This is a genomic window from Chitinibacter sp. S2-10 (genome assembly GCF_046530675.1).
GTDB lineage: Bacteria > Pseudomonadota > Gammaproteobacteria > Burkholderiales > Chitinibacteraceae > Chitinibacter.
This window is the reverse complement of the sequence record NZ_CP172558.1, coordinates 1,977,908-1,999,932: the sequence shown is the minus strand read 5'-3', so window position 1 is coordinate 1,999,932 and position 22,025 is coordinate 1,977,908. Positions and strand designations below refer to the sequence as shown.

General features: G+C 53.1%; 14 protein-coding genes. 5 read left to right on the top strand and 9 right to left on the bottom strand.

Annotation, left to right across the window (positions count from 1 at the left end):
* Positions 1 to 174: 174 nt before the first annotated feature.
* Positions 175 to 1,035, top strand: coding sequence for a PIG-L deacetylase family protein (locus tag ACG2XO_RS09460; RefSeq protein WP_410497734.1), 861 nt, complete (start codon positions 175 to 177; stop codon positions 1,033 to 1,035).
* Between the two features lie 50 nt (positions 1,036 to 1,085).
* Here ACG2XO_RS09460 and ACG2XO_RS09455 read toward each other — a convergent pair whose 3' ends face one another.
* The 5 genes from ACG2XO_RS09455 to coaD all read right to left on the bottom strand — a co-directional run bounded on the left by ACG2XO_RS09455 (position 1,086) and on the right by coaD (position 6,528).
* Complete coding sequence (locus ACG2XO_RS09455; protein ID WP_410497733.1) at positions 1,086 to 1,985, bottom strand: diguanylate cyclase; 900 nt, start codon at positions 1,983 to 1,985, stop codon at positions 1,086 to 1,088.
* 149 nt (positions 1,986 to 2,134) lie between these two features.
* The gene (locus tag ACG2XO_RS09450; protein WP_410497732.1) at positions 2,135 to 3,574 is read right to left on the bottom strand and encodes an exonuclease domain-containing protein; all 1,440 of its coding nucleotides are present in this window, start codon (positions 3,572 to 3,574) and stop codon (positions 2,135 to 2,137) included.
* Between the two features lie 163 nt (positions 3,575 to 3,737).
* Positions 3,738 to 4,682 (bottom strand): class I SAM-dependent methyltransferase, encoded by a 945-nt coding sequence (locus tag ACG2XO_RS09445; RefSeq protein ID WP_410497731.1) that lies wholly within the window; start codon positions 4,680 to 4,682, stop codon positions 3,738 to 3,740.
* A gap of 100 nt (positions 4,683 to 4,782) precedes the next feature.
* Complete coding sequence (purT, locus tag ACG2XO_RS09440; protein WP_410497730.1) at positions 4,783 to 5,991, bottom strand: formate-dependent phosphoribosylglycinamide formyltransferase; 1,209 nt, start codon at positions 5,989 to 5,991, stop codon at positions 4,783 to 4,785.
* A 39-nt stretch (positions 5,992 to 6,030) separates the two neighbouring features.
* Positions 6,031 to 6,528, bottom strand: a complete 498-nt coding sequence (gene coaD, locus ACG2XO_RS09435) for a pantetheine-phosphate adenylyltransferase (RefSeq protein WP_410497729.1) — start codon at positions 6,526 to 6,528, stop codon at positions 6,031 to 6,033.
* A 196-nt stretch (positions 6,529 to 6,724) separates the two neighbouring features.
* Between coaD and ACG2XO_RS09430 the strand changes: the two genes are divergently transcribed.
* Positions 6,725 to 7,879, top strand: a complete 1,155-nt coding sequence (locus ACG2XO_RS09430) for an ABC transporter substrate-binding protein (protein WP_410497728.1) — start codon at positions 6,725 to 6,727, stop codon at positions 7,877 to 7,879.
* Between the two features lie 135 nt (positions 7,880 to 8,014).
* Here the strand turns inward: ACG2XO_RS09430 and dnaJ are convergent, their stop codons facing one another.
* The 3 genes from dnaJ to grpE all read right to left on the bottom strand — a co-directional run bounded on the left by dnaJ (position 8,015) and on the right by grpE (position 11,795).
* Positions 8,015 to 9,139: a molecular chaperone DnaJ gene (dnaJ, locus tag ACG2XO_RS09425; protein WP_410497727.1), complete on the bottom strand. Its 1,125-nt coding sequence runs from the start codon at positions 9,137 to 9,139 to the stop codon at positions 8,015 to 8,017.
* A 71-nt stretch (positions 9,140 to 9,210) separates the two neighbouring features.
* On the bottom strand, positions 9,211 to 11,127 hold the full coding sequence (gene dnaK / locus ACG2XO_RS09420; protein ID WP_410497726.1) for a molecular chaperone DnaK: 1,917 nt from the start codon (positions 11,125 to 11,127) through the stop codon (positions 9,211 to 9,213).
* Positions 11,128 to 11,258: 131 nt separating this feature from the next.
* Positions 11,259 to 11,795, bottom strand: a complete 537-nt coding sequence (grpE, locus tag ACG2XO_RS09415) for a nucleotide exchange factor GrpE (protein WP_410497725.1) — start codon at positions 11,793 to 11,795, stop codon at positions 11,259 to 11,261.
* Between the two features lie 230 nt (positions 11,796 to 12,025).
* Here grpE and aceA point away from each other — a divergent pair, with 230 nt between their 5' ends.
* Together aceA and aceB are read left to right on the top strand one after the other, a co-directional pair.
* Positions 12,026 to 13,318: an isocitrate lyase gene (aceA, locus tag ACG2XO_RS09410; RefSeq protein WP_410497724.1), complete on the top strand. Its 1,293-nt coding sequence runs from the start codon at positions 12,026 to 12,028 to the stop codon at positions 13,316 to 13,318.
* Between the two features lie 83 nt (positions 13,319 to 13,401).
* Positions 13,402 to 14,988 carry a malate synthase A gene (gene aceB, locus ACG2XO_RS09405; protein WP_410497723.1) on the top strand — a complete coding sequence of 529 codons (1,587 nt, stop codon included), beginning with the start codon at positions 13,402 to 13,404 and terminating at the stop codon, positions 14,986 to 14,988.
* A gap of 110 nt (positions 14,989 to 15,098) precedes the next feature.
* Here aceB and ACG2XO_RS09400 read toward each other — a convergent pair whose 3' ends face one another.
* Entirely contained in the window at positions 15,099 to 17,633 is a 2,535-nt protein-coding gene (locus ACG2XO_RS09400; RefSeq protein WP_410497722.1) for a family 20 glycosylhydrolase, read from the bottom strand.
* 344 nt (positions 17,634 to 17,977) lie between these two features.
* On the opposite strand from ACG2XO_RS09400, the gene purL reads away from it, so the two are divergent.
* The gene (gene purL / locus ACG2XO_RS09395) at positions 17,978 to 21,931 is read left to right on the top strand and encodes a phosphoribosylformylglycinamidine synthase (protein ID WP_410497721.1); all 3,954 of its coding nucleotides are present in this window, start codon (positions 17,978 to 17,980) and stop codon (positions 21,929 to 21,931) included.
* Positions 21,932 to 22,025 lie beyond the last annotated feature (94 nt).

The following is a 22,025-nucleotide window of genomic DNA, read 5'->3' as shown; positions in this document are numbered from 1 at the left end:
ACGCAAACCCGCCAATAAGTTGACCTCATCCTGGGTATCAACGAAAAGCACTTGGTCAGCTCATCTGATCGGCCTATACTCTCTTGCCTAAGCTTACGCCCGATCACGACGGCTCTGGCAACCCTCTTCGAGCGACATTTTTCCCCTGTTTAAGACTTTTAAGAAGGAGCGGCAATGAGCAACCCTTACCTCGCACTCGTCAAGGCTCATCACGAGTTATTACAAAAACAAGATGCGCCGCTGTTTGGTGATTTGAGCACGCTCGGCAGTGCAGCCCGTCCGGTTGCTGCCGATGCACCGGTCGCGATGATTTTTGCGCCGCATCCCGATGACGAATGCATTATCGGCGCACTGCCGCTGCGTTTGGGTCGTGAAGCCGGCTTTAAAATCATTAATGTCGCAGTAACCCAGGGTTCCAACGCAAAACGCCAGCCTGAGCGCTGGGTTGAAGTTAAAAATGCCTGTGATTATCTGGGCTGGGGTCTGCTCGAAACCATTCCCGGCGGTCTGATGTCGGTAACGACCAAAACTCGCAGTGAAGATCCGGCTGCCTGGGCTGAAAAAGTCGCCGTGATTGCCAAAATCATTCGCGAACACCAACCGGCAGTCGTCGTTTGCCCGCACGACAATGACTACCATTCGGCACACATTGGCACGCATTATCTGATCGTTGATGCGCTCAAAGCCGCAAACCATGCCTGCGTGCTGGTGCAAAGCGAATTCTGGCGCCAGATGGAAGCACCGAATGCACTGATCGCGACCAATCAGCAAGACACCGCCGATCTGATCGCCGCGCTGGCCTGCCACGTCGAAGAAGTTCGCCGCAACCCATATCATCTGCGTCTGCCCGGCTATATGGCCGACAATGTTCGTCGTGGTGCCGAAGTCTGCGGCGGCCAGGGTGCTGCAGCGCCGACTTTCTCGTTCGGCACGATCTACCACGTTGGTCGATTCGATGGCTCGGCACTCGTTGCGACCACTCAGAAATTCACCATCGGTGAAAGCGACGATATCAAAGCAGTTCTGGCGGTTTAAACGGACTCAAGTCCAAACAAAAACGGCGCAGATTGCGCCGTTTTTCACTGTTAAGCCGAAATAACCCGGTTACGCCCCAATCTTTTGGCCTGATAAAGTGCAGCATCCGCCCGCTTGAGCACGTCGTCCGTCCCCGTATCGGACTGCGCTAATGCACTCAAGCCCCCGCTAATGGTGACACTCAAACCCACCAGCAGTTCATGCAGCGCCATCTCAATCTGGCTGCGTAACCGCTCGGCCAGTTTGATCGCCACATCCGGCGTCGTGTGCGACATCAGAATCACGAACTCATCGCCGCCAAAGCGCAATGAAACATCGGTATTGCGCAACTCACGCCGACATACCGCAGCGATCTCGACCAGCACCTTGTCCCCTGCATCATGGCCAAAGTTATCGTTGATCGTTTTGAAATGGTCAACATCAAAAATCAGCACCGACAAGGGCGAACCGTAGCGCAGAAACACATCCAGATACTCCTGCAGCACGGCCGTCATATGCCGCCGGTTTGATAAGCCGGTCAGCGGGTCGGTCTCGCTTTGCTGGCGCAGCTGCACCTCAAGATCATGCCGCTGCGAAATATTGCTGGCGACCCAGATCACCGCATCTTCGCCATCGACCTGAAAATCAAGCGCTTGCACTCGTCCTTCAAACCAGATTTCGCTGACAGGTCCCTCGTCGGGAAGCCCTTTGATATCGCGCCCGGACAGCGCATATTCAACAACCACTAAAGAACGCCGTGCCAGAGCAGATTCAATCACCTGCAAAAACCAGGCCGTTTTTTCATCGGCCAGCACATCCGACATCGACTGGCCGACCAAATGGCTACCATCGTGGTAATACCGCGTGTCGATACCGCCAAAAATGGCGGCATAGCGCCCGCTGCGAGTCAAAATAAAAACGGGATCCGGCAAAGCCTTCAAAATCGACTGAATCTGCCCGAAATCCAACATATGCTCTCCAGAATGGGGCTAGTTTGAACCACGCCACAAGCGGATCATGATTCAACTCGAGACCCGCATTTTGCAAGACACCGCAACAAAAAGCGAAAGAATGATTACAAGCGGTAGAAAGCAAGCAACAACTGTGTATCCATTGAGTTTCAGACAATCAGCTGGACAGCATGTTTTTTAATTTCGCTGCGGATCAGCTTGGCCATATCCAGATCATAGGCAGGGTATATACCTGCAAGCAAATCCAATAGCTCACCCCGAGCACTTACCTGCCCCAGGTATACCCATTGATCAAACACATGCAGCACTTGTGCCCAATCAGGCCCTTCGGCAATGGCAATTGCGCCTGTATATGGCCAGTCGGCGAGCTTGTGCTTGCTCAAAGCAGAGAGCAGCCGCGCATTATGCATGCTGATTGGCTCGCGACCCACGCAAGCGCCACGACATTCGCCTTGCGAAAGTGCGCTGCATGGGCAGATAGTCGGACCCTTGCGTGGTTTTTCTAGTCCCAAAATTTGGCGGCACAGCCCCTGCCCTTTAATGATGCGATTAAGCGCATTCTGCGCTTCGCGCGCGCCGCGAAACGGGCCGAATAAATCGCCCTTCGCATTGGCGATCTCGCTCAAAGGAATCAGTTTTGGCTGCAGCGGAACATCAATTCCATCGCAATCCGGCTCGGGCAACACGATTTCCCACACCGATTGCGTCTGATCGACTTTGCCGCGTGTCGATGGATTAAACCGGGGACGCAACTGGCTGAGCAATTGGCGTTCGAGCAAGGCCGAGCCCAGATCGCCCGACGTTTCGATCCAGTCTATCCGGCGCAGCGCCAAAGCCAGCATCGCTGCTTGCCCGTCTTGCGCGCTCGCGTGTTTGCCAAAGTGCTGCAACACGCGGCGGCGCAAATTGCTATTGCTACCGACAAACAGCGCTTCGTCATTCTCGCCATAAAAAATATACACACCGGCGGTATCGGGCAGATCGTCGATGATTTTTTCATCAATGTGCGGTGGCAAAGCGGGCGGGCGAATCAGCTCGTCAATCGCTTCGTGCACGCACGCAGCGCCCAAATCTTGCACCGCTGCATTTAAAAACTGGTAAATCAGCTCGGCATCGGTCAGCGCACGATGTCGCTCGCCATGATATTGCAGCCCATGCCGTGCAATCAGCGCATCAAGGCTGTGCTTGAATTCATCCGGGTAAAGTTTGCGCGACAGTTGCACCGTACACAGCACTTTGGCGCGAAAAGTCACACCTAGGCGCTTAAATTCATTGCGCAAAAAGGTGTAATCAAAGCGCGCATTGTGCGCGACAAACACCCGCCCCTGCAGCTTTTCCAGCACCTGATCGGCCAGCTGCGCAAAAGTCGGCGCATCGGCCACCATGGCATTATCAATGCCAGTCAGCTCCTGAATAAACGGGGGTATAGGCTGACAGGGGTTAACCAGATTGCTCCAGCTGGCAATACCCCCACCTTCGGCATTAATCTGCACCAGACCGATTTCGGTAATCCGGTCACTCGCCGGCTTGGCACCGGTGGTTTCCAGATCGAGCAGCACCAACGGCGCGGGATAAAACGGATAAGTCATAAAAAATCTTTCAGCAAGAGTGCGTGTTTAACAATAGCGAGCACCCGTCAGAGCGGTAACACCACAGTGGGTGCAGACGGGCTGGAGCACAGGAACCGGATGTACATGAGTACTGAGGATTCCGAGCACCACCCGAACCGCTATCACGGGATGCGCAGCATTGCTAAACCGCACTCTTCACGAAGCGGAAGCACTGATGAATGCGCTTGTTTCTAAAATCTTCCGGAATCGATTGCGCGGTCAGATTTTCGCAGCGGCCGACAAACATCGGGTCCAGCTCAAAGCTGCGCAGATTATTCGAGAAATACAGCACGCCGCCCGGTGCGAGCATAGACATGCACGACTCGATCAAATAAGCGTGATCGCGCTGCACGTCGAGTACGCCGAGCATTTTTTTCGAATTCGAAAAACTGGGTGGGTCCATCACGATCAGATCGTATTTTTGCGGGCTGCACGTCGCCTCACGCAAAAACTCGAACACGTCGGCACGCACGCGCTGGTGCTTGGCGGGGTCCATGCCATTGAGCGCAAAATTACGTCCTGCCCATTCCAGATACGTGTTCGACAAATCCACCGTCAGCGTACTGGCCGCGCCGCCTGCAGCCGCGTAAACGCTGAACGCGCCGGTATAGCTGAACAGATTGAGAAAACGCTTGCCCGCCGCCTCGCCCATCACGCGTTTGCGCGTATTGCGGTGATCGAGAAACAGGCCGGTATCGAGATAAGCGTCAAGATTGACTTCGAATTTCAGACCGTTTTCTTCAACGACAAAAAATTCGCCCGATTCTTCGTTTTTCTCGTATTGCGTCAGCCCTTTCATCCGCTTGCGGATTTTCAGCGAGACATGCTCGATCGGCAGGCCGAGTACTTCAGCGGTCGCGGCGTGAATTTCGTCGATCCATGCCGAATAATCTTCGTCGCTTTCCATCCAGCCGGTATCGTATTCCTGCAAATGCACTCGATCGCCGTAGATATCGACGATCATCGGAAATTCAGGCACATCGCGCTCGTAAATGCGATAGCACTGCAAACCCTGACGACGCGCCCATTTGCCCCAGTGGCGGGCGTTTTTGGCGAGGCGATTACGATAGCTGGTTAAATCAGACATGGGTGGCGCAACTTCAAAAAGCAAAGACCGCAGTGTATCAAACCCCTGCGGCCTTGCCTGTTAGCTTTTGGTACAAAATGCAGCGATTACAGCTAAATGGTTATTCCGCCTCATCAACGACAACGGGCTGCACCAAACCCGCTGCCAGCTTGGCGCGATCTCGTGCGACGTCGGTATCGTGCCCGGCAGCCAGAGCCACGCCCATGCGGCGGCGCTCAAACGCTTCGGGCTTGCCAAACAGGCGCAAATCGCTGCGCGGAACGGCGAGTGCTGCGGCGACACCATCAAAAGCAATACCCGCTTCCTCCATACCACCATAAATCACCGCGCTGGCGGCCGGTTCGCGCTGACTCACATCGACCGGCAAGCCCAGAATCGCGCGCGCGTGCAACTCGAACTCGGAGAAATATTGGCTCATCAAGGTCACCAAGCCGGTGTCATGTGGACGTGGGCTCACTTCGGAGAACCAGACATCGTCGCCCTTCACAAACAACTCAACGCCAAACAGACCACGACCGCCCAATGCGCCAGTCACTTTGCGGGCGATCTCCTGCGCGCGTTCGAGCGCTTTTGGATTCATGCGTTGCGGCTGCCAACTTTCGACGTAATCGCCCTTCACTTGCAAATGGCCTACCGGCGCGCAGAACGCAGTTTTGATTTCCCCATCCTCGCCCAGCGAACGAACGGTGAGCAGCGTGATTTCATATTCAAAATCGACAAAACCTTCAACAATCACCCGGCCATGGTCGACGCGACTACCGGCGGCAGCGTATTGCCATGCCGCTTCAACATCGGCGGCAGATTTGAGCAAAGACTGGCCTTTGCCCGACGATGACATCACCGGTTTGACCAGACAAGGAAAACCGATTGCGGAACAGGCCGCCTGCAAATCCGCCAATGAATCGGCAAAGCGGTACGCCGATGTCGGCAAGTCCAGCTCTTCTGCGGCCAGACGGCGGATGCCTTCGCGGTTCATCGTCAATTGCGTCGCACGTGCCGTCGGGATCACCGTCGCCAGGCCATCGGACTCAATCCGTACCAGCTCGTCGGTCGCAATCGCTTCGATTTCCGGCACGATAAAATGCGGGCGCTCGGCTTCCACCAGCGCACGCAGGGCTTTGGCGTCGCTCATATCGATCACATGCGCACGATGTGATACCTGCATGCCCGGCGCATTGTCGTAGCGGTCAACACCGATGACTTCTACGCCCAGACGTTGCAACGCAATAATGACTTCCTTGCCCAACTCGCCGCATCCGAGCAGCATGACTTTAACGGCAGAAGCAGACAGCGGAGTACCGATTCTCATGAATGATTTCCTTTATGGCGCTTGGGTTTGACCTGCGCATTATTTGGTTTTTTTATAACCCTGCAATAAATGCATAAAGACCGGATCAGGAACATACTGTTTGACGATGCCCTCCCAGCCATGCGGGCCAACGAGACCCTTGACCATTGTCGAGCTGATTTCGGCAATTTCCCTTGGCGGCATCAGGAAAATCGTATCAATATGCGGCGCCAGATCAGCGTTGACGTAGCGCATTTTACGCTCGAATTCATAATCGGCGGCTTCACGAATGCCGCGCAAAATAAACTGCGCCCCCTGCTCGCGCGCATAGTCAACCAGAAAACGGTTCTCAAATGTTTCGACCCGCAAATTGGGCATCTGGCTGGTCGTTTCGCGCAACATCGAAAGGCGTTCTTCCAGACTGAAGGTGTATTTTTTGTCGGGATTTTCACCGATGGCAACGATCATTTCGTCAAATAAGTTCAGACCATGCTCGATCATCCACAAGTGACCTTTGGTCACCGGGTCGAAACTGCCTGCATAAACACCACGCCGCATTGCAAAATCTCCGCCAAATGTAGCCCGCACTATACCATCGGCACGCATTAATTTAAGATGACCGCAGTCAAGCCACCTCGAAAATCCAACGGTGTCAGCCAAATGTTTTACACGTGAGTTCAAACGTGTAACTGAGTCGGCACAATAACGCGTCAAGGTGGCCGATTCAATTCGCATGCAAAGGGGAGAGTGCATCGTGTTAAAAAAACTCATCATCACAGCAAGCCTTGCACTGAATGCACAGACTTACGCTGAGATCACCGTCGGTCAATCGGTTCCCACCACCGGCATTGCCGCCGAAACCGGCAAAGCCCTGGCGCTCGGCGCGTCGATTTATTTCAACCAGATCAACGGTCAGGGTGGTGTCAATGGTGAGCTGATCAACCACGTCGTTCGTGACGATGCGTACGAGCCACAACGCACGATACAAAATGCACAGGAACTAATCGAAAAACAAAATGCAGTCGCGCTAATTTCATTTCATGGCACCGCCAATATTAATGCGCTGATCAAAGCCAAGACGCTGGATAATTTCACCGTTCCACTGGTTGGCATCCACACCGGAGCCGATTCGGTACGCACTGCGACGCCGTATATTTTTCACACCCGTGCCGGTTATACGCAGGAAACCGACAAACTGGTCAAGCTGCTCAGCGACAATCTGGGGGTGACCAGATTTGCCGTGATGGCAGAACAAGGTGCTTATGGCGAAGCGGGTATTGCAGCATTAAAAGCAGCGCTGGCCAAAAAACAGCTGACACTGGCCGCCGAAGAGTGGTACGAACGCAAAACCGGCGGCACCAATAAAGCAGCTCAAGCTCTGGCCAAAGCCAATCCGGAAGTCGTCATTCTAATTGCAACGACCAAACCGGCAGCCAGCTTTGTTCAGGAATTTAAAAAACAGGGCGGAACCTCGCAACTGTATGCGCTCTCGCCAGTACAGTTTGAAGAAGTTGCCAAACAGATTGGTAAAAAAACCGCACATGGATTAGGTATCAGTCAGGTATTCCCCTACCCTTACGACACCCGTACCCGCCTGGTACAAGAATTTCAACGAGCCTTATACGACGAACTGGGCTCGGGCAGCTCGGGTAAAAACGAAGCAATGGCTGCCATTGCCAAGTACCCCAGCTACGCGATGCTTGAAGGCTATATTTCCGCCAAATTGGTCGTCGAGGCCATCAAACGAGCTGGCAAAGCCCCGACCCGCGCGGGTGTTTACAATGCATTGACCACATTGAATCGTTACGATCTGGGTGGTTTTATCATTGATTACAATGCGACCAAGCGCACTGGATCGAACTTCAACGAAATCACAATGATGTCGCCAACGGGTGCATTGACCCGCTAAAAATTGCAGGTATATAACCACAGCCCAGTAGCCCCAATGGCTACATCGACATACCACATCATGTATATAAGTTTCACCAACAAAAAAGCCGCTGACGCGGCTTTTTTTTGGCTATCAATATTGCTCGCCAATACATCAAGTCGCGAAGAACTCTTTGACCTTATCCATAAACGATTTAGCACGTGGATTGTGTTTATCCGAATCGCCCTGGCTGATTTCTTCGAATTCTTTCAGCAATTCTTTCTGACGGCCAGTGAGCTTGACTGGCGTTTCAACAACCACATGACACATCAGATCACCGGTAATCGCGCTGCGTACGCCTTTGATACCTTTGCTACGCAGGCGGAAGACCTGGCCAGTTTGCGTTTCTGGCGGAATCGTAATCCGCGCTTTGCCTGACAAAGTCGGAATCTCGATCTCGCCACCCAAAGCTGCAACGGTAAAGCTGATCGGCATTTCGCAATGCAGATCATTCCCTTCGCGCTCGAATACCGCGTGTTTCTTGATGTGCGTCACGACGTACAGATCGCCCGGAGGGCCTCCATTGACACCGGCTTCACCTTCGCCTGAAAGACGAATCCGGTCGCCCTCATCCACGCCGGCCGGAATCTTAACGGCCAACGTTTTATGCGTTGAAATTCGCCCCGTACCTTTACACGGACGGCATGGATCAGGAATGTATTTACCCGAACCGTGACACGTTGGACACGTTTGCTGGATGCTAAAAAAGCCTTGCGCTACCCGAACCTGGCCGTGGCCGTTACAGGTGTGGCAGGTTTTGGCTTCAGTGCCGGGTTTCGCGCCGGTGCCGTGGCAGCTATCGCATTCGTCGTGTGACGGAATCTTGATCTGCTTTTCAACGCCGCGCGCAGCTTCTTCCAGCGTGATTTCCATGTTGTAACGCAAATCTGCGCCACGGTAGACGTTGCTGCGGCCACCACGACCGCCACCGCCGCCGAAAATATCGCCGAAAATATCAGCGAAATCGCCAAAACCGCCGCCACCAAAACCACCGCCGCCCATACCGGCCTGCTGATCAACACCGGCGTGACCATACTGGTCATAAGCCGAGCGTTTCTGGCTATCGGACAAAATCTCGTAGGCTTCTTTGGCTTCCTTGAATTTCTCTTCGGCATCTTTCGCGTCCGGATTGCGGTCCGGATGGTATTTCATCGCCAGTTTGCGATACGCTTTTTTGATTTCTTCATCTGAAGCGTCACGGTTAACGCCCAGAATGTCGTAAAAATCTTTTTTTGCCATGATGCTTTTCCATGAGACAAAAAGGCACAGCAGCCCGCAATGCAAGCGCTGTGCCTAGTGTTTATGCCAAATTACTTGTCTTTAACTTCGGTAAATTCAGCATCAACTACGTTGCCGTCATCCTTAGCGTCGCTACCTGCCGCTTGTTCGCCCGCTTCTGGTGCAGCTTGTTCAGCGTACATTTTCTCAGCTACTTTGTGGCTGGCTTTCATCAGCGCTTCGGTTTTGGCTTCGATCGCTTCTTTGTCGTCGCCTTTCACTACGCCTTCAAGTTCAGCGATAGCCGCTTCGATTTCCACTTTTTCATCGGCAGTGACTTTATCGCCCGCGTCGGTCAACATTTTCTTCACTTGGTGGATCATCGCTTCGCCAGAGTTGCGAGCGCTCACCAATTCGTGCAGTTTTTTGTCTTCTTCCGCGTTCAATTCAGCGTCGCGTACCATTGCTTCGATTTCAGCTTCAGACAAACCAGACGATGCCTGAATCGTGATTTTCGCTTCTTTGCCCGATGCTTTGTCTTTCGCGCCAACGTGCAAGATACCGTTTGCGTCGATGTCGAAAGTCACTTCAATTTGCGGCACGCCACGTGGCGCTGGTGGAATATCACCCAAGTTGAATTGACCCAGCGATTTATTCGCCGACGCTTTCTCGCGCTCACCTTGCAGTACGTGAATCGTTACCGCACTTTGGTTGTCGTCTGCCGTCGAGAACGTTTGTGACGCTTTCGTTGGGATCGTCGTGTTTTTCTGGATCAGCTTGGTCATTACGCCGCCCAGTGTTTCGATACCCAGTGACAGAGGCGTTACGTCAAGCAGCAAGATGTCTTTGCGATCACCGCCCAATACCGAGCCTTGCAATGCCGCACCAACGGCAACCGCTTCATCCGGATTCACGTCACGACGTGGATCTTTGCCGAAGAAGTCTTTGACCGCGTCCATCACTTTAGGCATACGGGTCTGACCACCGACCAAGATCACGTCGTCGATGTCAGAAGCTTTTAGCCCAGCATCTTTCAATGCAATTTTGCATGGCTCGATAGAGCGGGTAATCAAATCATCAACCAGCGACTCGAATTTCGCGCGAGTAATCTTCATCACCAAGTGTTTTGGACCCGTTGCATCCATTGTCACGTACGGCAAGTTGATTTCGGTTTGCGCGCCGCTAGAAAGCTCAATCTTCGCTTTTTCTGCCGCTTCTTTCAGACGTTGGAGCGCCATCACGTCGTTTTTCAGATCAATGCCTTGCTCTTTCTTGAATTCAGCAATGATGTAGTCCATCAGGCGTTGGTCGAAGTCTTCACCGCCGAGGAAAGTGTCACCGTTGGTAGCCAATACTTCAAACGCCGTTGAACCATCAACATCAGCGATGTCGATAATCGAAATATCGAAGGTACCGCCACCCAAGTCGTAAACGGCGATCTTGCGGTCACCCTTGGTCACTTTGTCCATACCAAACGCCATCGCCGCAGCAGTTGGCTCGTTGATAATCCGCTTCACGTCCAGACCAGCAATACGGCCTGCGTCTTTAGTCGCTTGGCGCTGGCTATCGTTAAAGTAAGCAGGAACGGTAATCACCGCTTCAGTCACTTCTTCACCTAGGTAATCTTCGGCGGTTTTTTTCATTTTGCGCAGAATCTCGGCAGAAATTTGCGGTGGCGCCATTTTCTTGTCGCGAACAGAAACCCATGCGTCGCCGTTGTCGGCAGACACAATGCTAAATGGCATTGAGTCGATGTCTTTTTTCACTTCTTTATCGACGAACTTGCGGCCGATCAAACGCTTCACTGCGTACAAAGTATTTTTCGGATTAGTCACAGCTTGGCGTTTCGCAGGAGCGCCAACCAGAATTTCGCCATCTTCCTGATAAGCGATGATTGACGGTGTAGTGCGCGCGCCTTCCGAGTTTTCGATGACTTTAGGTTGACCGTTTTCGATCACAGCCACACAGCTGTTGGTTGTACCCAAGTCAATACCAATAATTTTACCCATTTTATAATTTCCTTTGCTGAGTCTGCCTGTTTGATTTTTCAGCATTTTCTGCTGCGGCAGCACCTGTTTAAATCACCATGCTTGCTATGTGGGGATGCGTTTTTTTATTTCAAGCCCACTTTTTCGCTCGCTTATTTAGCCGCAGCAACCACCACCATTGCAGGGCGGATCGTGCGACCACACAGTTCATAGCCTTTTTGCATCACTTGCACGACGGTATTGGCTTCTTCATCGCTTGGCGCAGTCGAAATGGCCTGATGTTTATTCGGATCAAGCTTTTCGCCCATCGGGTTGATTTCACGTAGTTCGAATTTTTCGAACACAGTTACCAACTGCTTAGCGGTCAGATCGACGCCCATTTTCAGGCCTTCGAAATTGCCCGATTGATCGAGCAAAGCCATGTCCATCGCGTCTTTAACCGAAATAATTTCGCGAGCGAATTTTTCAACGGCAAATTTGCGCGCTTTTTCGTTTTCTTCTAGTGCGCGGCGGCGCGTATTTTCAGCCTCGGCACGCACATACAAAATATCCTGCCGCGCTTTTTCCAGATCAGCCAAAGCCTGAGTCAGCAGATCTTCTGGCGTAGCGGCAGCCGATTCTGCTGCTTCTTGTTCAACGACAGGGGCAGTCGATTCGGCTTGCACGTCGTGATTTACTTCTTGATTCATGATGTTCCTCCAACAGCGAATGAGCGGTAGATTGGGATAAACCCCTGCATTTCAAGGGGCATTTAGAGCCAGATGCTCAAGATCCCCCGTAGTCATCGCTGCCGGGTTGTTTTTAGGTATTCGTCGATGCTGCGACGCAATATTTGTTGCAATGCAAAATTTTCCTGCTTCAATTAAGAATCGGGTCACTGTTTGATCTGGACATTGTTTCGACTTCGAGGGCACACATCATGAGCACAACAGCATTGACAGCGAAAGAACGGATTGCCGCACTTGAGCATGACTGGAAAACCAATCCACGCTGGAAAGGCGTCACCCGCCCCTATTCAGCCGCCGATGTCGAACGACTGCGTGGCAATTTATTGCAGGAATACACCATTGCCAAACACGGTGCGGCCAAACTGTGGCAATTGATGCACGAGCAATCCTACGTCCATGCCCTCGGCGCTTTAACTGGCAATCAGGCGATGCAGCAGGTCAAAGCGGGACTCAAAGCGATCTATTTATCCGGCTGGCAAGTCGCTGCGGATGCCAATCTGGCCGGTGAAATGTACCCGGATCAATCTTTGTATCCAGCCAATTCCGTTCCACAAGTCGTGCGCCGCATCAACAATACACTGGCACGCGCCGATCAGATTCACCATGCAGAAGGCGACGACAGCATTGATTGGTATGCACCGATTGTTGCCGATGCCGAAGCGGGCTTTGGCGGCGTGCTCAATGCATTCGAGCTAATGAAAGCGATGATTGAAGCCGGTGCTGCGGGTGTGCATTTTGAAGACCAGCTCGCCTCGGTCAAAAAATGCGGTCATATGGGCGGCAAGGTGCTGGTGCCTACGCGCGAAGCAGTCGAAAAACTCGTTGCTGCGCGTCTGGCGGCTGACGTGATGGGTGTGCCAACCATTATCGTCGCACGTACCGATGCCGAAGCCGCTGACTTGCTGACCAGCGATGTCGACGACAATGACAAACCATTCTGCACCGGTGAGCGCACCGTCGAAGGTTTTTACAAAACCTACCCTGGGCTGGAACAGGCGATCTCACGCGGTCTGGCGTACGCCCCCTACGCCGACCTGGTCTGGTGCGAAACCGGTAAACCCGATCTCGAATACGCGCGCAAGTTTGCTGCAGCGATTCACGCCAAGTTTCCGGGCAAAATGCTGGCGTATAACTGCTCGCCGTCGTTTAACTGGAAAAAGAACCTCGATGACGCGACGATTGCCAAATTCCAGAAAGAACTCGGTGCACTGGGTTACAAATTCCAGTTCATCACGCTGGCTGGTTTCCATGCGCTCAACTACGGCATGTTCAACCTCGCACATGGTTATGCGCGCGAAGGGATGAGTGCGTTTGTGCAATTGCAGGAAGCCGAATTTGCTGCCGCAGATCGCGGATTTACTGCAGTCAAACATCAGCGCGAAGTCGGTACTGGTTACTTTGACCAAGTCACGCAAGTAATCCAGCAAGGTCAATCATCGACAACGGCACTGAAAGGTTCAACTGAAGCTGAACAGTTCCATTAAAATCCACTCGTGGGAGCGAGCTCGCCCAAAGGGTGTTCCCGCTCCCACGTCACATGACACCAGCAGTCACGGGAGTCCATCATATGAGCACAACCTTGGCGGGTATCCGCATCAAAGCCAATATCAACCCCGAGTTCAGCCAGATACTCTCCCCTGATGCACTGGCCTTTCTGGCCGAACTACACCGATTATTCGAACCGCGCCGTCGCGAGCTGATGGCGGCACGGATTGCGCGCCAAGCCTTACTCGATCAAGGTGTGAAACCCGATTTCCTGAGCACGACCGCGCATATTCGCCATGGCGAATGGAAAATCAGCCCGCTACCGGAAGATTTGCAAGATCGCCGCGTCGAAATCACAGGTCCGGTCGAGAGAAAAATGATGATCAATGCACTCAATTCGGGTGCAAAATCGTTTATGGCTGATTTTGAAGACTCCAACACGCCAACCTGGGAAAACCAGATTGAAGGGCAAATCAATGTACGCGACGCCTACCGCCGCACGATCAGCTACACCAGCCCAGAAGGCAAGGAATACAAACTCAATCCGGAAATTGCGACGCTGTTAACGCGTCCGCGCGGCTGGCATCTGATGGAAAAACACGTCGAAGTTGATGGCGAAATCATGTCGGGTTCGCTGTTTGATTTTGGTCTGGTCGTTTTTCACAATCTGCAATACCGCTTGAGTATCGGCAGCTCTTGCTACTTCTATTTGCCCAAAATGGAATCGCATCTGGAAGCCCGCTTGTGGAATGATGTATTCACTTGGGCTGAAGCCGAGCTCAAAGCACCGCACGGCTGCATCAAGGGTACGGTATTGATCGAAACGATTCTGGCTGCGTTCGAAATGGACGAGATTTTGTACGAATTGCGCGAACATTCGGCAGGTTTGAATGCCGGACGCTGGGATTATATTTTTAGCTGTATCAAGAAATTTCGCACCGACCAGCATTTCTGTCTTGCCGATCGCAGCCAGATCACGATGACCGTGCCTTTCATGCGCGCCTATTCATTATTACTGCTTAAAACCTGTCACCAGCGCGGCGCTCCGGCGATGGGCGGCATGTCGGCGTATATTCCGGTCAAAACCGACCTGGAAGCGAATGAACGTGCAATGGCGCAAGTGCGCGCCGACAAAGAACGCGATGCGGGCGATGGTTACGATGGTGGCTGGGTTGCACACCCCGGGCTAGTACCGGTCGCCAAGTCAGCCTGGGATTCGGTTTTAGGGCAATACCCCAATCAAATTCATAAACAGCGTCTGGATGTACAGGTCAACGCAAGCGACTTGCTTAATTTCCAGCCTGAAACGCCGATCACCGAGGTCGGCGTGCGCAACAATATTTCGGTCGGCGTGCAGTATCTGGCCTCGTGGCTGACCGGGATGGGCTGCGTGCCGATCCACAATCTGATGGAAGACGCTGCGACGGCCGAAATCAGCCGCTCGCAAATCTGGCAATGGATACGCTCGGATAAAGGCGTGCTCGATGACGGTCGTAAAGTCACTGTTGAATTATTCCGACTCTGGTTGCCGGAAGAAGTCACGAAAATCGAACAGCAAGGCCGCTATAGCGCCACACTGACTGAAGCCGCCAAGTTGTTCGACCAGATTACGACCAGCGATGAGTTTGTCGAGTTTCTAACATTGCCGGGTTATCAACGACTGTCTTGATATACTAGGCACGGTATATTAACGCAGCACAATACTAAATTAGCCCTCAAAGCAATACCCATAAAAAAGCCTCGCAACGCGAGGCTTTTTTGATTTCCAGCTAGTTACAATTACACCGCAACCACCCGGCTACGGCGATTGCTCGAACTAAATGCCGCCACTTTCACCGTACCGCTGACTGCAACCGGCGCAGAGTAAATCGCAGAAGCAGGCGTTGGATCAGAGCCATCGGTGGTGTAACGAATCACCAGACCCGGTGCCGCGACGTTCGCATGCAGTTTGCCACCTTCCACTTTGGCGCCCGGCAATGGAATACGGTAACCGTAACCATCGGTACCACCTACGCGAGGGAAGCTATCCAGACGAGGCAATTCACGCTGACCCAGTCGGTTGGCAAACTCGTTCCAGTCTGCGTCCATCTTGCTTTGACGCGCAGCAGCGTCGGCAATCGAAGTCCAGGCAGGATCTTTGGCCCAAGCGCGCTCAGCCAATGCAATCGTGCGCGGCATCGCCAAGTATTCGAGGCGGCCACGGTTGCGGATATTTTCCGCCCACAGCTGACCTTGAATACCGATGATGTTTTTCACCCCTTCCGGTGTCAGGCGTACTTTGCTGGCGATATTGTCTTTGTCGAGCGGATGGCCGAACAGATTGACCGTTGCCGTCGTGTAAATATCGAGCGGAACAAAGTCGTACGCACCACGAGTTTCGATAAAGCCGCCCCAGTAGTAGCCAGGCTCCAGCGGATCTTTGCTGTACGCCAAGTCAAAGTACAGATTTGTGACATTCGACAGGACTGTTTTGTAGCCGGCATTGGCCAATTGGTAAGCAAAGTCTTCCTGACCCCAGCCCCAGACGTTATTCCATACATAAGGACGGAAGTTGGCGTTGACGAATTCCGGATTAGGGCCATGCGTATGCACGCCGTTGACTTCTTTTTTCACCAAGGCAATTTCTTCCCAGCCGCCAAACACCAGACCGTATTTTTTCAGCAGGTCGCGGTAGCGTGCGAGGAAGTAATTTTGCAGTTCGACGATTTGTGTCATGCCTTTTTCTTTCATAAAGGCTTGGCACACGGGCGATTGCTCCCAGGCGCCGTGCGGCACTTCGTCGCCACCGGTATGCATCGTCGTGAATGGCGCGCCCGCTTCTTCGAACATCGCTTTCACGTCGTGCAATACGGTTTCGATAAAGGTGTAGCAAGATTCCTGCCCGATACAAATCACATTGTCGTGCCACAGCTGAACTGACTCGTATACCGATGCATCGGCAAAATCGCACAACAGATATTGCTTGGCTTCAGCTTCGCGGCCTTGCGCCATCAAGCGCGTGTAACGCACATTCATCGCCTTGATCGCAGCACGGGCGTGACCTGGTACATCAATCTCAGGAACAACTTCGATATGGCGCGCAGTCGCAAACTTCAGGATTTCGATAAAGTCAGCCTTGCTGTAAAACCCACTGCCCGCTTCACCAGCCACATCACCGCCAGAGCCAAAACACGGTACAAGGTTATCGGTTTCATCTTTGGTATAACCACGCAAGCTACCGATTTCGGTTAGCTCTGGCAGACTCGGGATTTCCAGACGCCAGCCTTCGTCGTCAGTCAAATGGAAGTGAAATTGATTAAGCTTGTAGAGCGACATGCACTCAAGTAAACGCAGGATGGTTTCCTTGCTGGTGAAGTTACGGCCCACATCAAGGTGCATACCGCGATAAGCAAAGCGTGGTGCGTCAAGCACCTGACAAGCGGCAACGCTCAACTCGGCTTGCGGATTCAGGAAAGCCGCCACCGGCAGCAATTGACGCAAACTTTGAATGCCATTGCAGACACCCGCCGCTGAAGCACCGGTAATTACGATGCCTTGTGACGTCACGTCCAATTGATACGCTTCTTTTGGTGCCAGCGTGTCGCTGACATTGACTGCGCCGATTTTCAGCGTAATGGCAGCAGCACCGGCTGGTGCTTTGGCCGCACGTTGCAGGACTTTACCGCTCACATCACGCAGACTCGCTTGCAGCAAGGCGGCTTCATTCGCGAGATCGTTCGAGTGCACGATCAAGGTATGCTTGTTAATCACAAACTCGCCCGACGCAGCCTTGTACGACAATGGCGTAGGCGTGATTTTGCTCAGTTGATCGGCGGCTAACAGGCTCAGGCCTTCATTATCTGCATAAGTTTTAGCCGGACCACCCAAAGCAACGAGGTCTGCCGCATTGCGATTACGCTGCTCAGGGCTGGCAAAATCAAGAATTTCCGGGTCGCCAATCACTTCCATTTTGGCGTTAGACGTATTCACGTCGTAAACAATATAGAAACCCAAAGGCGCGTCGGTTTCGCTAATGACCCAGAACAGGCCTTCGTAAGCAAAAGTGCGTGATTCACCCGGCTGCAGTACGCCGAAATCAGCTTTAGGCTCCAGCGACCAGAAATCGCCATTGATGTGCGTAACATGCGCACCACCAGTCACTGTTTCGGGTTTGATTTTGCGGCACGTATTGAAATACAAAGCCCAGCCTGCGCCTTGCAAAGGCTGATCGGATAAATTGGTCAGCGTTAATTCGGCAAGAAAGTTGTCACCATTATGGGCATTGGTTTTATTAGCCCAAGTCAATTTGAGATGTGCGCCTGCTGGGTTGCTCATTGTGTTGTTCTCCGTCTTGCTCAGAAATATGCAGTGACAAAAAAATTAGCTGATTCAGCTCATCCGAACTAAATCAGCACATGCTTGTTCAGCAGTGTAAAAGGCTAATGAATTCGCCGCTAGTGGATACGGCGCAATTGTCATAAATTGCCCCATACCAGAATGAATTCATTTGCAAAATATCAATAAAAAAACAGCCCTACCAGCAAGAATCTCGCGTTTTCATACCAGTCAGGGCAAAAACCGCCCGTAAAGCATAGCCATAATAGACCGAGAAAACAGCAGATTGGCCGATTTTTAGGTATCATTACGCCTTTGTTTTTTGCCTTTACGGACTTGCAGACATGGCCAATGTGCTCCAACTACGCGGCGGTACCGCGCTTTCACCGTTCCGGATTGAAAAATTAGCAACTGCGCTCGCCGCGCAAGGTCTGACTGTCAACCTTTATGCCGAATACTGGCATTTCATCGAATTGAACGCCGATCTGTCTGCGGACGATCAGGCGGTTCTTGGGCGCATTTTGAGCTATGGCGAACCAGCCAATCCGGCACAAGCCGCTGGCACGCCGATTCTGGTCTTGCCGCGCCTGGGTACAATTTCACCATGGTCTTCCAAAGCGACCGACATCGCCCTGCACTGTGGTCTGGATGGCAAAGTAGCCCGCATCGAGCGCGGCATGGCCATCTACGCCAGCAAGGCCGACGGTGCTGCGCTGTCGAGCGCCGAAAAAAATACCCTGCTGCCACTGATTCACGACCGGATGACCGAGCAAGTGTTTGAAGGCTTAGCCGCAGGCAATGAGCTATTCCGCCATTTCGAGCCAACTGAACTGAAAACCGTTGACATCCTTGGCGGTGGTCAGGCGGCATTGGAGCAAGCCAATACCGAATACGGTCTGGCTCTGTCGAGCGACGAAATCGAATACCTAGTCGAAAACTTCAATAAACTCGGCCGCAACCCAAGCGACGTTGAGTTGACGATGTTTGCGCAGGCCAACTCCGAGCATTGCCGTCACAAGATTTTCAATGCCAACTTCATCATCGACGGCCAAGCACAAGATTACAGCTTGTTTGGCATGATTCGCGAAACACATAAAGCATCACCAGAAGGCACGGTTGTTGCGTATTCGGACAATTCATCGGTGATCGAAGGCTTTGACACCGAGCGTTTCTTCCCGGCGGCAGACGGTGCTCAATACGCGTTTGAAAAGCAAAAAACGCATATTTTGATGAAAGTGGAAACGCACAATCACCCAACCGCCATTTCACCTTTCCCAGGCGCAGCAACCGGCTCGGGCGGCGAGATTCGCGACGAAGGTGCAACCGGTCGCGGCTCGAAACCGAAAGCCGGTTTGTGTGGTTTCACCGTATCCAACCTGAATCTACCCGGCTACGTACAAGACTGGGAAAGCCCGGAATACGGCAAACCGGATCGCATCGCTTCGGCGCTCGACATCATGATCGAAGGCCCGATTGGCGCGGCGGCATTTAACAACGAATTTGGCCGTCCGAATCTGGCAGGTTACTTCCGTACTTTCGAGCTGGACGTCAACGGCGAGCGCCGTGGTTACCACAAGCCGATCATGATCGCTGGTGGCTTGGGCAATATCAGCGCCGATCACGTCACCAAAAACGGCCTGCCAGATGGCTCACTGCTGATCCAGCTTGGCGGCCCAGGCATGTTGATCGGGATGGGCGGCGGCGCAGCGTCATCGATGGATACTGGCGCGAACGCAGCGGATTTGGATTTTGATTCGGTACAGCGCGGCAATCCGGAAATGGAACGTCGCTGTCAGGAAGTGATCGATCGCTGCTGGCAGCTGGGCGATAAAAACCCGATCCAGTCGATTCACGATGTGGGTGCGGGCGGTATCTCGAACGCCTTCCCAGAGCTGGTGAACGACGCAGGCATGGGCGCGGTATTTAACTTACGTAAAGTAAATATCGAAGAGCGCGGCATGGCGCCGAAAGAAATTTGGTCAAATGAATCGCAAGAGCGCTACGTGCTCGGGATTCATCCGAACGATTTGCTGACTTTCGAAGCGATTTGCGAGCGCGAGCGTTGCCCGTTTGCGGTGATCGGCCACACCACTGACGAGCGCCACTTGACGGTGGAAGACCCGCACTTCGGGAATAAGCCAGTCGATATGCCGATGGACGTTTTGCTCGGCAAACCACCGAAAATGACGCGTGACGTGACGCGCGTTAAACCCGAACTCAAAGTCTTCGATTCGTCTGCGCTCGATCTGAAAGAGTCGCTGTATAAAGTACTGCAGTTGCCATCGGTAGCGGACAAATCATTCCTGATCAATATCGGCGACCGTACCGTTGGCGGCTATACCGCGCGCGATCAGATGGTTGGCCCTTGGCAGATTCCAGTGGCCGATGTTGCAGTTACTACCATGGGGTATAACACGCTGTGCGGCGAAGCTATGGCGATGGGCGAACGTACCCCCCTAGCCCTGATCAATGCTGCTGCATCTGGCCGCATGGCGGTCGGTGAAGCGCTGACCAACCTAGCGGCAGCACCGATTGCTAAATTGGGCGATGTGAAATTGTCGGCCAACTGGATGGCGCCAGCCGGTCACCCGGGCGAAGATGCAAACCTCTACGACACCGTCAAAGCCGTTGGCCTTGAGCTGTGCCGTGAATTGGGCGTGTCGATTCCGGTCGGCAAAGACTCGCTGTCGATGAAAACGGTATGGGACGACGCTGGCGAGAAAAAAGCCGTTGTTGCACCGCTATCACTGATTATTTCTGGCTTTGCACCCGTCAGCGACGTGAGCAAAACGCTGACACCACAACTTGTCACCGATGAAGAAACCGATCTGCTGCTGATCGATCTGGGTACCGGCAAATGCCGTCTGGGCGGATCGGCGCTGGCGCAAGTGAACAGTCAACTCGGCAACTGGTCGCCGGATGTGGTCAGCGTTGATCATCTGAAAGCTTTCTTTGCCACCGTGCAGCAGCTTAATCTCGAAAGCAAGATTTTGGCGTACCACGACCGTTCGGACGGCGGTCTGATTTCTGCCATTTCTGAAATGATGTTTGCCAGCCATTGCGGCGTGACACTCGAAATCGACGAATTATGTATTGATCGCCGAGTTCGTCAACGTCAGCTCGATGAAATCACCCCACAAGACATCGAGCGTGCCGAAAACGGTCGCGTAATGGGTGTGCTGTTCAATGAAGAACTCGGCGCAGTCCTGCAAGTTCGCCGCGCCGATACGTCTTCCGTCATCGCGGCATTCATGAAAGCCAATCTGGCTGGTGAACTGCACGTGATCGGTACAACCAACCACGACGACAAGCTGAAAATCAAAAAACGCAACCGCATGCTGCTCGATGAGCCCCGCATTAGTCTGCAACAGGCGTGGAGCAAAACCAGCTGGCAAATCCAGCGCCTGCGCGACAATCCGGAATGCGCCGACGCCGAATACGCACGTATCGCCGACAAAAACGACAAAGGCCTGTTTGCCAAATTGACGTTTAATCCATCCGAAGATATCGCTGCACCGTATATTGCGAAGGGTGCAAAACCACGCGTTGCGATCTTGCGCGAGCAAGGCGTGAACGGTCACATCGAGATGGGTGCTGCATTCAACCGCGCCGGTTTTGCTGCCGTTGACATCCACATGAGCGACGTGATCGCTGGCCGCGTGCAATTGGCCGACTTTATGGGCTTGGCGGCGTGTGGTGGCTTCTCGTACGGTGACGTATTGGGCGCCGGTGAAGGCTGGGCAAAATCGATCCTGTTCAATGCCGCAGCGCGTGCACAGTTTGAAGCGTTCTTTAACCGCATCGATACTTTCGGTCTGGGCGTGTGTAACGGTTGCCAGATGATGGCGAACTTGTCGGGCATTATTCCGGGCGCTGAACACTGGCCAAAATTCACCCGCAATCAGAGCGAGCAGTTTGAAGCGCGCTTTGTGACGGTAGAAGTACCGCAATCGCCATCGCTGTTCTTCAACGGCATGGCCGGTAGCCAGATGCCGGTGGTCGTGAGCCACGGTGAAGGTTTTGCCAACTTCAGCCAGCAAGGCGACATCGGCAAAGCACTGGTGGCGATGCGTTATGTGGATAGCCACGGCAAACCAACACAGCAATACCCGCTCAACCCGAACGGTAGCCCAGAAGCAATTGCCGGCGTAACAACGGCCGACGGTCGCTTCAGCATCATGATGCCGCACCCGGAACGCGTGTTCCGCACCGTGCAAAACAGCTGGCACCCAAGCGACTGGGAAGAAGATGGCGCATGGATGCGTATGTTCCGCAACGCCAGAGCCTTCCTGGGCTAGAGAGCAATACCCCGTAACAAACAAAAAGCCCCGATGCAAATCGGGGCTTTTTTCGGTCAGTTACAAGATTTCACTGACTTGATGATGAGTTCCC

Excerpts from the sequence above, each read along its gene's own strand:
- ACG2XO_RS09460 (WP_410497734.1), top strand. The coding sequence starts at position 175 with ATGAGCAACCCTTACCTCGCACTCGTCAAGGCTCATCACGAGTTATTA.
- ACG2XO_RS09455 (WP_410497733.1), bottom strand. The coding sequence starts at position 1,985 with ATGTTGGATTTCGGGCAGATTCAGTCGATTTTGAAGGCTTTGCCGGAT.
- ACG2XO_RS09450 (WP_410497732.1), bottom strand. The coding sequence starts at position 3,574 with ATGACTTATCCGTTTTATCCCGCGCCGTTGGTGCTGCTCGATCTGGAA.
- ACG2XO_RS09445 (WP_410497731.1), bottom strand. The coding sequence starts at position 4,682 with ATGTCTGATTTAACCAGCTATCGTAATCGCCTCGCCAAAAACGCCCGC.
- purT (WP_410497730.1), bottom strand. The coding sequence starts at position 5,991 with ATGAGAATCGGTACTCCGCTGTCTGCTTCTGCCGTTAAAGTCATGCTG.
- coaD (WP_410497729.1), bottom strand. The coding sequence starts at position 6,528 with ATGCGGCGTGGTGTTTATGCAGGCAGTTTCGACCCGGTGACCAAAGGT.
- dnaJ (WP_410497727.1), bottom strand. The coding sequence starts at position 9,139 with ATGGCAAAAAAAGATTTTTACGACATTCTGGGCGTTAACCGTGACGCT.
- dnaK (WP_410497726.1), bottom strand. The coding sequence starts at position 11,127 with ATGGGTAAAATTATTGGTATTGACTTGGGTACAACCAACAGCTGTGTG.
- grpE (WP_410497725.1), bottom strand. The coding sequence starts at position 11,795 with ATGAATCAAGAAGTAAATCACGACGTGCAAGCCGAATCGACTGCCCCT.
- aceA (WP_410497724.1), top strand. The coding sequence starts at position 12,026 with ATGAGCACAACAGCATTGACAGCGAAAGAACGGATTGCCGCACTTGAG.
- aceB (WP_410497723.1), top strand. The coding sequence starts at position 13,402 with ATGAGCACAACCTTGGCGGGTATCCGCATCAAAGCCAATATCAACCCC.
- ACG2XO_RS09400 (WP_410497722.1), bottom strand. The coding sequence starts at position 17,633 with ATGAGCAACCCAGCAGGCGCACATCTCAAATTGACTTGGGCTAATAAA.
- purL (WP_410497721.1), top strand. The coding sequence starts at position 17,978 with ATGGCCAATGTGCTCCAACTACGCGGCGGTACCGCGCTTTCACCGTTC.